This window comes from Allobosea sp. OK403 (genome assembly GCF_900113835.1).
Classification (GTDB): domain Bacteria; phylum Pseudomonadota; class Alphaproteobacteria; order Rhizobiales; family Beijerinckiaceae; genus Allobosea.
This window is the reverse complement of sequence record NZ_FOQV01000014.1, coordinates 52646-66078: the sequence shown is the minus strand read 5'-3', so window position 1 is coordinate 66078 and position 13433 is coordinate 52646. Positions and strand designations below refer to the sequence as shown.

Below are 13433 nucleotides of genomic sequence, written 5' to 3'. Positions count from 1 at the left end.
GAGGCAGCGGCCCCCCTGCGCCGCATTTGATGCAGCGCTTTGCGTGCGCGCCACGACACGTCGTCGAGCACGCGGCGGTCCCGAGATACTGCGTCGCTCGCAAGGCGAATGACAGGGAGGGCCGTTTTTCAGCCCTCCTCAGCCCCCCTCACTTCCCCGCCTTGTGCACATCCGTCGCCAGCGTCAATTCATCAATCCTGGGGTCGTAGCGCAGCGTGGCGCGCGTCGCCCAGATGTTCTTGAAATGATAGAGCGGGATGATCGCGACGTCGCTGGAGACGAGCTTGACCGCGTCCAGCACCAGCTTGTCGCGCTTGGCTTCGTCGACTTCGCTGATCGCCGCGGTGGTGAGCGCGTCCAGCGCGGGGTTTGAATATTGCGCCCAGTTGTAGAGGCCCCAGCCGGTCTGCTGGCTGCGGGTCGCGAGCAGGTCGCGCAGCAGGCCGGTGCCCTCCATCGAGTTGTTGCTCCAGCTGCCGAGATAGGCGGAGAACTGGCTCTTGGCGCCGCGCGTCGAGTAGACGCTGAAGGGCATCGCATCGATCGCGACCTCGACGCCGATGCGGCTCCACATCTGCGCCAGCGCCTGGGCGACCTCGACGCTGTAGGGCGTGCGGTCATTGGCGGTCGAGAGCGTCAGCCGGAAGCCGTCGGGGAAGCCGGCCTCTCCCAGGAGAGTCTTGGCCTTCTGCACGTCATAGGCCGGGACCGGCGTCTTGGCGTCGTAGCCGGGGATGCCGGCGGGCAGCCACTGGCCGGTCGGGGTCGCCGTGCCCAGCACCACGCGCTCGGTGATGCCGGCGCGGTTGATCGCCAGCGAGAGCGCCTCGCGCACCTTCTGCTTGGTCAATGGCGAGGGCTCGATCTTCACCCCCTTTTTGTCCAGCACCGCGGGCGCGTCGGGCGCCGGCTGGATCATCGGCACGACATAGTTGACGCGCATGCCGGCGATCTCGGCGACCTTGACCTTGTCGGAGGATTGCAGGCGCGGCAGGTCGCTGGCCGAGGGCTGGTCGATGACGTCGATATCGCCCGCCAGAAGGGCCGCGGTGCGCACCGCGACATTGGGGATCAGCCGCAGCGTCACGCTCGTCCAGGCCGTCTTCTTGCCCCACCATGCGTCGTTGCCGATGAGTTCGATGCGCTCGCCCGGCTGATAGGCGGAGAATTTGAACGGGCCGGTGCCGATCGCGGCCTTGCCGCTGTTGTAATCGGCCGTGGTCGCGTCCTGCCCGGCATGGCGCGAGACGATGGCAAGCCGCGTCAGGTCGCTCGGCAGATTGGGGATCGGCGTCGCCGTGGTCAGGCGGATCAGCAGCGGGCCCGCGACCTCGACACCGGTGATCGGCCGGATGATGCCGGCAAAGCCGCCGAGATTATTGGGCACGTCGAGCGCCCGCTTCAGCGTGAAGGCGACATCATCGGCGGTGAACGGCTTGCCGTCATGCCAGGTCACGCCCTCGCGCAGGGTGAACTCCCAGACCGTCGGCGAGACCGCGCGCCAGGCCGTCGCCAGCCCCGGCGCGAGCTTGCCATCGGCCAGGCGGTCGACCAGCCGGTCGAAGATGTGGAAGGCGACGAGGTTGTTGGGCGTGGTCGAGTAGAAATGCGGATCGAGCGAATTGACGGAGCCGCCAAGCCCGATGGTCAGCTTCTCCGCCTGGGCCGGAACGGCGCCGAGTGCAGCGATGCCGAGAGAAACGGCGAACGCGCCGGCAAGGCGCGGCATCCGCAGCGTCAGAGAAGAAGCCATGGCCATCCCCTTTATTATTGTATGTCAATAACTAATATTTGAAGACAATTTCTGTGGGCTGTCAAGGTAGGGGCTGGGGGAGGGGGCTCTCCCGCGCGGGCGAAATGAAGCGAGGTGCCGAATGAAGGGCGCGGGGAACCCTTCTCCCGCATCGAAGTCGGCTGTTGCCGACTTCGACACTTTGAATGCTGAACTCGGGCAGGCCCGAGTTCAGTGAGAAGGGCAGGGGTGAGGTGTCGGCCCCTCGACTAGTACAGCGCAAAGCCAACCGCGCGCGGCGATGAGGGCTCGTCCCCTCTGGATAACGGCCGACACCTCACCCTGCCCTCTCCTTACAGGAGAGGGTTCCCCGCGCGCTTCATCCGGCACTTCGCTTCATCTCGCCCGCGAGGGGAGAGCCCGACCATCTCGTGCTCCGTCGTCCCGGGCGGAGCCCCCGGGTCCGATCTTCGATCGGCCCAAGGATAAACTCCGCGGAGACCCGGGACCCATGCCGGAGCGCTGCCTGGTCAGGCTCAGGCATGGATCCCGGATCGGCGCGGCTTCGCTGCTTGTCCGGGATGACGGCGCGGGTGATGGCAAGCGCCCGCAAGCCCTCAGGAGATCAGCGTCTCGGTCGCGCGGGCTGCGGCTGCGGCCACCAGCGGGGCGAGCTGGGCGATGGCGGCCTGGCGCTCGAAGCGCGTCGTCAGGGTCGAGAGATTGATTGCGCCGACGGCTCGGCCGGCCCGGTCATGCACGGCGGCCGAGACCGAGATCGAGCCCTGCTCCATGTTCTTCTCGGTCACGGCGAAGCCCGCGGCCTTCACCGCCTCGAGCAGCCGCATCATCTCGGCTGCGGTCCGGGCCTGCGTGCGCGACGGCACCGAGTCATGCGAGGCGTTCCAGACCTTCTCGATATGGGCCGGGGCGGAATGGCCGAGCAGCACCTGGCCCGACGAGGAGGACAGCGCCGGGAAGCGGGTGCCGACCGGCAGGTTGATCGAGGAGATATGGGTGCTGGGAATCGTGGCGATGATGACGATGTCGGCGCGGTCGACCTCGACCCAGGAGATCGTCTCGCGCGTGCGCTCCGCCAGTTCGCGCATGGCGGGATAGGCGGCGTCGAGCGCCAGGTTCGAGGAGACCGCGCTCTGGGCGAAGCGGAACACCTTTTTGGCGAGCGTATAGCGCTTGGTCTGCTCGTCGCGGTCGAGATAGCCGAGCCGTTCGAGCGTGTAGATGAAGCGCTGCGAGGCGCTGCGGCCAAGCCCGGTGCGGATGGCGATGTCCGACAGGCTCAAGGTCGCCGTGGTCTTGTCGAAGGTCTCCAGCACCTTCATCGCCTTGCCGACCGAGGCGACGAAGAGGCGCTCGTCGATCTCGCCTGGGGCGACGTTGGCCTCCTTCGGCGACAGGGGCGGGCTTGGTCTGGTCGTGGCGTCCGGCATTGCGCCTTCTTGCTTTCCTGTCGATGAGGGGCAGGGCAAGAGCCTTGCGCGAAAAAGTGGCTACCGGTTTTTCGCAAGAGCAAGGCTCTCAACGCTTGGACTAGCATCTTTGTGCGCCTGCTAAAACCCGGCGGTTCAGCCCTTGAATGCGCCCTCAAAGCGCTGCTTGAGCAGGTTTTTCTGGATCTTCCCGAGCGTGTTGCGCGGCATCTCCGCGACCAGCTCGATGCGCTTGGGCACCTTGTATCCGGCAAGCGAGCGCTTGAGCGCGGCGATCGCGGCGGCGGTATCGAAACCCTTCGTCCCGCTCGCAAGCTGCACCACCGCCAGCACCGCCTCGCCGAAATCGGCATGGGGCACGCCGATGACGGCGCTCTCGATGACGCCATCGAGCGCATTGACGGCGGCCTCGACCTCGCGGGGATAGACATTGAGCCCGCCCGAGATGATCAGATCGGCGCCGCGCCCGAGCACGCTGACATAGCCCTGCTCATCGAGCCGGCCGAAATCGCCGGTGCGAAACCAGCCGTCCCGGAAAGCCTGCGCCGTCTTCTCCGGGTCCTGCCAATAGCCGAGGAACGGGTAGGGCTGGCGCAGTTCGATCATGCCGACGGTCTCGGCCGGCACGGGCTGGCCTTGCTCGTCGACGATGCGGATCGTCGAGCCCGGCAGGACGAGGCCCGAGGTGTCGGGCCGGCGGCTGTCGTCGGGGCGGTTCGAGGTCGCGATCAGCACTTCGGTCAGGCCGTAGCGGTCGAGCAGGCGATGGCCGCTGCGCTCGGTGAAGGCCGCGAAGGCGTCCGGCCGCATCGGCGCCGAGCCGGTCACGAACAGGCGCATCGCGGCACAGAGCGCCCGGTCGAAGCGTGGATCGGCCATCAGCCGGGCATAATAGGTCGGCACGCCCGCAAAGATCGTCGCGCGCGGCAGCGCCGCCAGCACGCTTTCAGCCTCGAATTTCGGCAGCAGGATCATCGCAGCCCCGCCCGCCAGCGCCGGCGTCGTCGTGCCGAACAGGCCATAGGCCATCGGATTGGCGTGAAGCAGCGTATCGGCCTCGGTTATGCCCCAGCAGGCGGCGAGCGAACGCGCATTCCAGATCACGGAGCCTGCCGAGAGCAGCGCGCCCTTCGGCCGCCCGGTCGTGCCGGAGGTGTAGACCATGGCATTGGGGTCGGAGGGCGCGACGCTCTCCAGCGCGTGCTCGGCCGGCAAGGTTTCGCTGCGGTCAATCAGCGTGCCGATCCCGCCGGCATCGAGGGTGAGGGCCTTGCAGCCGGCGGCGCTGACGACGCTCGCCCGCGCGGGGTCGCAGACCACGAGCTTTGGCCTGGCATCGCGCAGGATATGGCTGATCTCGGCATCGGTCAGGCCGATATGCACGGGCACATAGACCGCGCCGAGCCGGCAGGCCGCGAGATAGAGCAGCACGGCCTCGGGCGATTTCTCGAGGATGCCGGCGACGAAATCGCCCTTGCCGACCCCCTCGCGCGTCAGCAGGCCGGCATAGCGGGCGGTGATGCTGGCCACCTCGCCAAAGCGGATGACGCGCCCGTCGGCGTTGTCCATGAAGACGCGCCCGGTGTCGCGCACTGGGGCGACCAGGGCGGAAAAGACATTGGCGTCGTCGGGCACGGTGATGGCGGGCATGGCGTCGTCCTTCTGATCCGCAGGGCTCAGCGCCCGTCTAGAAATTCCAGCCCTCAAAGGCCTAGCCCCCCAGCGACAACCGCGCCGTCATCCCGGGTCTGCGCTCCGCTGCGTCCGGAATGACGCGCAGCCCGAAGTCCAGCCAACGCGGGGAACCCTTCTCCTGCATCGAAGTCGGGTCTACCCGACTTCGACACTTTGAGTGCTGATCTCGGGCATGCCCGAGATCAGTGAGAAGGGCAGGGATGAGGTGTCGGCCCCTGGACCAGCGAGGTGCAGACCTCACCGCAGCGCACACGAGCCTCATGCGGAAAGCGGCCGACACCTCACCCTGCCCTCTCCTTACAGGAGAGGGTTCCCCGAGCCCTGACGTCATGCGCCGTGCCCTGTCAGGTTGGCGTCGCGTTCGGCTAAATGGTGAGCTCACGGCGCCCCCTCATCCGTCTCGGCTTCGCCGAGCCACCTTCTCCCGCGAGGGGAGAAGGGAAGAGCGCGGCCCGAAGTCTAGTCGGCGCGGGGAACCCTTCTCCTGCATCGAAGTCGGGTTTACCCGACTTCGACACTTTGAGTGCTGATCTCGGGCATGCCCGAGATCAGTGAGAGGGGCAGGGGTGAGGTGTCGGCCCCTGGACCAGCGAGGTGCAGACCTCACCGCAGCGCACACGAGCCTTATGCGGAAAGCGGCCGACACCTCACCCTGCCCTCTCCTTACAGGAGAGGGTTCCCCGAGCCCTGCCGTCATGCGCCGTGACCTGTCCGGTTGGCGTCGCGCTCGGCTAAATGGTGAGCTCACTGCGCCCCCTCAGCTGCCCGTAAAAACCGGCTTGCGCTTCTGCGCGAAGGCGAGCGAGCCCTCGCGGTAATCGGCGCTGCGGTCGGCCAGGTCGGAGAGGGCGGCGATCTCGGCTGCGACTTCGGGAAGCCTTCCCTGCAGCATCGCATCGCAGGCGAGCTTGGCGGCTCGGATCGAGATCGGCGCATTGGCGATCATCGGCTCGGCCAGGCGCAGCGCCGCCTCGACGACATCGCCCTCGACCACCTCCGAGACCAGGCCGCAGGCGAGGGCTGCGCGCGCATCGATGAGCTCGCCGGTATAGAGCATGCGCCTGGCCATACTGACGCCGGCAGTGGCGGCGAGAAGCTGGGTCGAGTCGGCCGGGTAGACCAGCCCGAGCTTGGCCGGCGGCACACCGAAGCGGGCGGTCGCGTCGGCGACCCGGAAATCGGCCCGCAGCGCCAGCGTGCAGCCGCCGCCGACGCAAGGCCCGCTGACCGCCGCGATCACCGGCACCGATGAGGCGGAGACGGCGGCATAGCAGGCCATGATCGCATCCCAATAGGCCTGTCGCGCCGGGGGATCATCGCGAACCGCGGCAAAGGCGCCGATCTCGTCGCCGGCGCAGAAGGCGCCGCCCCGCCCGGTCAGGATGATGGCGCGGATCGCGGGATCGGAGCGCAACGCGACGAAGCTGTCCCCGAGCGCCTGCCAGGCCGCGGCGTTCAGGGCATTGCGCTTGGCGGGGCGATTGATCGCGACGATGGCGACGCTGCCGCGCCGCTCGCGCTCGATATCGGCCATGGCGCTTGCTCCGTAGATATTGCTATATAATAATCATTATTATGAATGGTGCGGCGGCCTGTCAACCGCGACTGGGGCGGCCGGCCGCTTGACAGCGGCGCAAGCGAATATCAATATTCAATTATAGTTATTGTATATCGATAATGACCGCGCGGGCCGCCTCATGCAGATTCGAGAGATGCAGACGCAAGACATGCAGACAGACGAGATCACCATCAGCCAGCTCTGGGACCGGCGCGCCGCCAGCGATCCGGATCATGTCTATTGCCGCTTCGGGCAGGAGAGCTGGACGATCGGCCGGCTCGACGCCGCCATCAACCGCCTCGCCAATGCGCTGCTCGCAACCGGGCTGAAGCAGGGCGACCGCGTCGCGGTGATGCTGCCGAGCCATCCCGAGCACATCATCGTCATCTTCGCGCTGGCCAAGGCCGGGCTCCTGCGCATTCCCGTCAACACCCATCTCAAGGGTGCGGCGCTCGATTTCGTCTTCGACCGCTTCGAGCCGCATGCGCTGATCGCGGATGCGGCCTATGCCGAGCCGCTCGCGCCGGTCCTCGCGCGGTTGCCGGGGCTTGCGGTGTTCTGGCGCGGCGGCGATGGCGAGGGCAGCCTCGCCAGCCTGCTCGAGCGCGGCAGCCCCTTGCCGCCGCCGGTCACGGTCGCGGCCGACGACATCATCGCGATCACCCCCAGCTCCGGCACCACCGGCGAACCGAAGGGCGTGCTCAAGACCGACCGCAGCCTGCGCGCCGGCCCGATGGGCACGCTTGCCCTGACCGGGGCGGGCGCGGGCGACGTCTTCCTGCTCTGGGAGCCGCTGCATCACGGCGCCGGCGTCGCGGTGCTGATCGCGGCGCTGATGCAGCCGATCACGCTCGCCATGGTCGAGAAGTTCAGCGCCTCGCAATTCTGGGAGCAGGTGCGCCGCTACGACGTCACCCATATCCATTATCTCGGCGGCGTGCTGCCGCTGCTGCTGAAGCAGCCGGCAAGCCCACGCGACCGCGAGCACAAGGTCCGGATGGCCTGGGGCGGCGGCTGCCCGCTCGATGTCTGGCGCGCTTTCGAGGAGCGCTTCGGCGTCTCGCTCTATGAGGGCTACGGCCTCTCGGAGATGACGACCTTCGTCACGATCAACCCGGAGGGCCGGCTCGGCTCCTGCGGCAGGCCCTTGCCCTTCTATGAGGTGCGCCTGCTCGACGAGGCGGGCGCCGAGGTCGCGGTCGGCGAGCCCGGCGAGATCGTGGTGTTGCCGCGCGAGCCCGGCCTCGCCTTCAAGGGCTATTTCCGCATGGAGGAGGCGGGTGCGGCGCTCGTCAGGGATGGCTGGTTCTCGACCGGCGACCTCGCCCGCCGCGACGAGGACGGCTTCCTGTTCTACTGCGGGCGCAAGAAGGACAGCGTCAGGCGGCGCGGCGTCAACATCTCGGCCTGGGAGGTCGAGCGCGTCGTCCTGACCCATGACGAGATCGAGGAATGCGCGCTGATCGGCGTGCCCAGCGAGATGGGCGATGACGACCTCAAGCTCTTCATCCGGCCTGCGCCTGGCCGCGCACTCGACCCGGCCGGCCTCGCCGCCTGGTGCGAGGAGCGGCTGCCCTATTTCCAGATTCCGCGCTATATCGAGGGCATCGACGAATTCCCGAAGACGCCGACGCAGCGCATCAGGAAAAGCGAGCTGAGCCGCAGCGTCGCCGCGTGCTTCGACCGCGAAGGCGCCGGCTCGAAGCTCGGCAGGTAGCGGGGGAATGATGGCCGGATGGTTCCTTCAGCGCCTGCTCCAGGCCGGGTTCGTCATGCTGGCGATGACGGTGATCGTCTTCATCGGCATCAGCGTCATCGGCGACCCTGTCGCGGTGCTGATCTCGCCCGATGCCGACCAGGCCGAGCGGCTGCGCGCGATCGCCGCCTTCGGGCTCGATCGCCCGCTCTGGGCACAGTATCTGTCCTTCCTGAACGGGGCGCTGCATGGCGATCTCGGCCGCAGCTTCGTCTATAACGAGCCTGCCCTGAAGATCATCCTGCAGCGCATGCCGGCGACGCTCGAACTCGCCGTCTGCGCCATGCTGCTGGCGACCTTCATCGGCATTCCGCTGGGTCTCTATGCCGGCCTCAAGCCCAACGCGCCGCTGGCGCGCGTGCTGATGACCGGCTCGATCCTTGGCTTCTCCCTGCCGGGCTTCTGGGTCGGCCTGCTGCTGATCATGGTCTTTGCGGTGCAGCTCGGCTGGCTGCCCTCGGGCGGGCGTGGCGAGACCAGGGTGTTCCTCGGCATCGGCTGGTCCTTCCTGACGCTCGACGGCCTGCAGCATCTCGTGCTGCCGGCGCTCAACCTGGCGCTGTTCAAGATCTCGCTGGTGATGCGGCTGGTGCGGGCCGAGACCCGCGAGGTCGTGCCCCAGGACTTCATCCGCACGGCGCGCGCCAAGGGCCTGCCCGAGGGCAAGGTCATCTTCCGGCACCTTTTGAAGAACATCATGATCCCGGTTGTCACCATCATCGGGCTCGAATTCGGCTCGGTGATCGCCTTCTCCGTGGTCACGGAGACGATCTTCGCCTGGCCCGGCATGGGCAAGCTGATCATCGACAGCATCCATGTGCTGGATCGGCCGATGATCGTGGCCTATCTCATGATCATCGTGCTGATGTTCGTGATCATCAACCTGCTGGTCGACTGCCTCTACACGGCGCTCGATCCGCGCGTGAGGATCGGCCGATGAGCGCGCCGGCCTCAAGCGCAGAGATTGCGAGCCCACCGCGCGCGACGCCGCTGCGCCGCTTCCTGCGCGCCTTCGCCTCCTCGCATCTCGCCATGGCAGGCCTCGTCGCCTTTGCGGCGATCGTGCTGGCCGCATTGCTGGCGCCCTGGATCTCGCCGCAGAACCCTTACGACCTGATGCAGCTCGACATCCTGGACGGGCGCCTGCCGCCGGGCGCGGTTTCGGGCACGGGCATGACCTTTTGGCTGGGCAGCGACGACCAGGGCCGCGACATGCTCTCGGCCATTCTCTACGGCCTGCGGATCTCGCTGTTCGTCGGCATCGCATCGGCCCTGCTGGCGGCAGCGGTGGGCACCACGCTTGGCCTGTTTGCCGCCTATGCCGGCGGGCGCATCGAGACCGCGCTGATGCGGCTGGTCGACCTGCAGCTTTCCTTTCCGACCATCCTGATCGCGCTGATGATCCTCGCCTTCCTCGGCAAGGGCATCGCCAATGTCGTGCTCGCGCTCGTCATCGTGGAATGGGCGACCTATGCCCGCACCGCCCGCGCCAGCGCGCTGATCGAAAGCCGCAAGGAGTATATCGAGGCGGCCCGCGCCATGGGCGCGCGGCCGATGCGCATCCTGTGGCGCCATCTCCTGCCCAACTGCCTGCCGCCATTGATGGTGATCGCCACCGTGCAGATCGCGCGCGCCATCGCGCTGGAGGCGACGCTCTCCTTTCTCGGTCTCGGCGTGCCCGTGACCGAGCCGAGTCTCGGCATGCTGATCGCCAATGGCTACCAGTACATGCTCTCGGGCAAGTTCTGGATCAGCTTCTATCCCGGCCTCGCTTTGCTCGCGACCGTGGTCGCGATCAACCTGATCGGCGACCATCTGCGCGACGTGCTCAACCCGCGCCGGCAAGTCGATTGAAGAGGCAAGCCGATTGACGGGGCAGGGCGGCTGGAGGGCAGCTCGACTGATAGGGCAGGGCGGCTGGAGGGCAGGGCGGCTTCCGGGCAAGTTGGCTTTCGGGCTGTGCCGGCCGGAACGGCCGTGCCCCCGAAAATCCCTGAAAGGTCGCACGGGCTCTCAGTGCCCGCTAGGGCATGTGAGCCCTCATCTTGAGAGGCTGGCCGACAACGATACCGCTATTGTCCAAAGCTTGAACATCACGGAAAAACGCGCCGTCATCCCGGACAAGCCGCGTCAGCGGCGCCGATCCGGGATCCATTCCGGAGCGCCAGAGCCGGATGACTTCAGACGGAATCACGGAGTGATCCCGTCTGAAGTCTGAATCCGTCTCTCGTCAAAGAGTGAGAGCAGGATCAATGCGAAAAACCGGTTCCCACTTTTTCGCATCCTGCTCTTGCGAGTGAGGTTCCGGAATGGATCCCGGGTCTCCTTGCAGTCGCCCGGGATGACGGCGCGTTTCCCGAAATTCCAACCGGCTGAAAGCCTTGCTCACAGTATCGGCCAGGCTCTCGGGACGCGGGCTCAGGACATGTCCAGACTGTCTCTCAGGCCGGTCACCGAGGCGCGTCATGCAGACGCTGCGCGCGCCGCGAGTTCCGGCGCGGCGTCGCTGGCTTCCATCGTCAGGATCGTGCGCAGCAGCGTTGCCTGAAGCACGGCCAGGTCCGCAGCCCCGCTCGCCTTGAGCGCGTGCTCGGCGGTCTCTGCGGCGGCTGCGACGGCGACGAGGCCGAGCGTTCCAGCCACGCCCTTGAGCGTGTGCAGTTCGCGGATCGCGAGGCCGGTCTCGCCCGAGGCGAAGGCCTTGCCCGCGACTGAGACCATGCGTGTCGCGTCGGGCCAGAAATCCCGCGTCAGCTCGTCCAAGAGATCGCCGCCGATCTCGCGCCGCAATTCGTCCCTCGCAGCGTGGTCGATCAGCCCCGGCCCGCCATCCTCATCGAGAGCCCCGGCCTTCGCCGCATCGGATTGCGGTTCGATGGTCGAGGCGTAGCCCGGAAGCCATTTCGCGAGAATGGCCGTCATTTTCGCACGATTGATCGGCTTGGCGACGAAGTCGCTCATGCCGGCCGCCAGACAATCCTCGCGATCGCACGAGAACGCGTTTGCCGTCAGCGCGATGATCGGCAGGGTTGCCAGACCCAGTCGACGGATCGCTCGCGTTGCCTCGAGACCGTCCATGACCGGCATCTGCATGTCCATCAGGACGAGGTCGTAATGCGTAGCGCCGACCAGATGAGCGGCGATCTCGCCATTGGGCGCATGGTCCACCTGAAGGCCGAGGCGCTGCAGCAATTCGCTGACGACGGCGAAATTGATCAGGTTGTCTTCCGCCACCAGAATCCGGCCTGAAAAACTTCGATCACGGGCAGGATCTTGGGCAGGATCTTGGGCGAGCGCTGAAGCCGTTGCGCCCTGCGATGCCGCGACCGGGCCGACGGGCAATGTGAACCAGAAGCGGGTGCCTCCGCCCTCGCGCGGGCTGACGCCGATCTCGCCACCCAGCGCGCCGATCAGCCGGCGGCAGATCGCCAGGCCGAGCCCGGTGCCGCCGAAGCGGCGTTTGATCGTGATATCGAGCTGGCTGAAGTCCTGGAATAGCCGGTCGCGGGCCTCGGGCGGGATGCCGATGCCGGTATCCTCGACCTCGACGCGCAGGCAGTCCCCCTGGTCCAGGCTGCAGACCAGCCTGACCCAGCCGCTATCGGTAAACTTCACGGCATTGCCGACGAGATTGAACAGGATTTGCCGAAGGCGCGTCGCGTCCGTCGTGATGAGAGCCTGCGGATTGTCGACATGCAGCGCGATGCCCTTCTCGCGAGCGCGCTGCCCCATCACATTGCTGACCGCGGAACAGACCTCGCCGAGTTCGAAGGGGGCGAGCTCGAATTCCACCACCCCCGATTCCAGCTTGGAGAAGTCGAGGATGTCGTCGATCAGCGCCAGAAGCGTGTCGCTGCAGTCGCCGATGACGGCGAGCTTGTCGCGCTGGCCCGTGCTCATGACGGAATCGCGCATGATGTCGACCATGCCGATGATGCCGTTCAACGGTGTTCGGATCTCGTGGCTCATGGTGGCCAGGAAGATAGACTTGGCGCGCGCGCCGGCCTCCGCGCGCTTGGCGGCGTCCGCATTGTCGATGCTGAGGCGCTCGAAGCGGCGTCTGGCGATGCGGATGTGGCGCAATTGCATGCAGAGATAGATCACGATCAGCGCCAGCGACGCGATCAACGCCGTCATCACGCTCGCCAGCTGCTCGTAAATCGATCTCAGTTCGGCGCGATCTTGAACCCTGATGCGGGAATGGGCGAGATTGGAGACGTTGAGCAGACGCTCGGAGAGATGGGCCATCGTCTCGAGTTCGAACAGCAGCGGTGACACTTGCCGCGCCGGCTCACCGGCGAGATCGAGCGCATCGATCTGCGGGGCGAGCTTCAGGATGTGCTGCCGCGCCTCCTGCGCCAGCGTGATGAGCTCGGTCTCACCGCCGAATTTCACGGCGTAATGGTCGCTCGTGAGCACGCTCGCGCGGCTGTACAGAATGTCGTAGCGCAGGGTCACGTCCGCGCGCCTTGTGCCGGTGAACTCGTTCTCCAGGTCGCGAATGGCCCCGATGAGCTTCTTGACCTCGCTATCGAGCTGATAGGCCGCCCAGACGGCATCCTCGCGCACGCTTTCTTCGGTGGCGCGCTGGCGCGCGCCGATCGCCGAGAACGTCGCCACGACGGCGCAGCCGAGCAATATGCTGACGCCCACCAGCGCCATCACGCCGTAGTCGAACAATCGAGCCTTGCGTGTCGGCATCGGATGCGACCTTGCTCCGGCGCGCCGTCACCGCACCTCTATCGTTTTCAGCTGCCAGGCGGAGCGTCCGAAATAGAGCTCATTGTAGAGGGACGGCTCCTGATCGAAGGGATAGATCACGAAGATCGGGCCCTTCTCACGAACGGAGATCGGTTTGCCGTCGATCTTCGTCGCCAGGATGACCGGCCATTTCCGGAAATCGGCGACCGGAATCTCGACGACATAGTCGTTGAGCGCCGTGACCCGCAGCATGGTCCCGTTCGCGCCGACCAGATCGAGCAAGGCAGCTCCGATCGGGCCTTCGAACCGGGTCTTCTCCGGATACCATGGCGTGTTGGTGACGGTCACGCGGCTCGGGAGAGCCTGCAACATCTGGGCATCGAACGCAGCGCCCTCCGCGCTGTTGCGGTTCGTGACTTTGCCGGTAACGGTCAGAATGACCGGATCCTTGGGCGCCGGAATGGTGTCGGCGCTGGCGAGGCCGGCCGCGCCGAACAAGGCGAGGCAGGCTATGGCTAAACGCTTGAGCATGGTTTCGAT

At 66.6% G+C, this 13433-nt stretch carries 9 protein-coding genes; 3 read left to right on the top strand and 6 right to left on the bottom strand.

What is annotated here, in order from left to right:
• Nucleotides 1-148: 148 nt before the first annotated feature.
• The 4 genes from BMZ97_RS27595 to BMZ97_RS27580 all read right to left on the bottom strand — a co-directional run bounded on the left by BMZ97_RS27595 (nt 149) and on the right by BMZ97_RS27580 (nt 6412).
• Complete coding sequence (locus tag BMZ97_RS27595; protein WP_210188351.1) at nt 149-1753, bottom strand: ABC transporter substrate-binding protein; 1605 nt, start codon at nt 1751-1753, stop codon at nt 149-151.
• A 596-nt stretch (nt 1754-2349) separates the two neighbouring features.
• A complete protein-coding gene (locus BMZ97_RS27590; RefSeq protein WP_092177514.1) occupies nt 2350-3183 on the bottom strand; it encodes an IclR family transcriptional regulator in 834 nt (277 codons plus the stop codon).
• A gap of 135 nt (nt 3184-3318) precedes the next feature.
• Nucleotides 3319-4833 carry an AMP-binding protein gene (locus tag BMZ97_RS27585; protein WP_092177512.1) on the bottom strand — a complete coding sequence of 505 codons (1515 nt, stop codon included), beginning with the start codon at nt 4831-4833 and terminating at the stop codon, nt 3319-3321.
• An 802-nt stretch (nt 4834-5635) separates the two neighbouring features.
• Nucleotides 5636-6412: an enoyl-CoA hydratase/isomerase family protein gene (locus BMZ97_RS27580; RefSeq protein WP_092177510.1), complete on the bottom strand. Its 777-nt coding sequence runs from the start codon at nt 6410-6412 to the stop codon at nt 5636-5638.
• Nucleotides 6413-6590: 178 nt separating this feature from the next.
• Between BMZ97_RS27580 and BMZ97_RS27575 the strand changes: the two genes are divergently transcribed.
• From BMZ97_RS27575 to BMZ97_RS27565, 3 genes are read left to right on the top strand one after another with little or no spacing between them, the layout of a single operon-like run.
• Nucleotides 6591-8153 carry an AMP-binding protein gene (locus BMZ97_RS27575; RefSeq protein ID WP_092177509.1) on the top strand — a complete coding sequence of 521 codons (1563 nt, stop codon included), beginning with the start codon at nt 6591-6593 and terminating at the stop codon, nt 8151-8153.
• 10 nt (nt 8154-8163) lie between these two features.
• On the top strand, nt 8164-9132 hold the full coding sequence (locus BMZ97_RS27570) for an ABC transporter permease (RefSeq protein ID WP_092177618.1): 969 nt from the start codon (nt 8164-8166) through the stop codon (nt 9130-9132).
• Nucleotides 9129-10046 carry an ABC transporter permease gene (locus tag BMZ97_RS27565; RefSeq protein WP_092177507.1) on the top strand — a complete coding sequence of 306 codons (918 nt, stop codon included), beginning with the start codon at nt 9129-9131 and terminating at the stop codon, nt 10044-10046. The genes BMZ97_RS27570 and BMZ97_RS27565 overlap by 4 nt, the downstream gene beginning before the upstream one ends.
• Nucleotides 10047-10655: 609 nt before the next feature.
• On the opposite strand, the gene BMZ97_RS27560 is transcribed toward BMZ97_RS27565, so the two are convergent.
• Together BMZ97_RS27560 and BMZ97_RS27555 are read right to left on the bottom strand one after the other, a co-directional pair.
• Nucleotides 10656-12893, bottom strand: a complete 2238-nt coding sequence (locus tag BMZ97_RS27560) for an ATP-binding protein (RefSeq protein ID WP_092177505.1) — start codon at nt 12891-12893, stop codon at nt 10656-10658.
• 27 nt (nt 12894-12920) lie between these two features.
• The gene (locus BMZ97_RS27555; RefSeq protein WP_092177616.1) at nt 12921-13424 is read right to left on the bottom strand and encodes a putative pterin-binding protein; all 504 of its coding nucleotides are present in this window, start codon (nt 13422-13424) and stop codon (nt 12921-12923) included.
• Between the last annotated feature and the right edge of the window lie 9 nt (nt 13425-13433).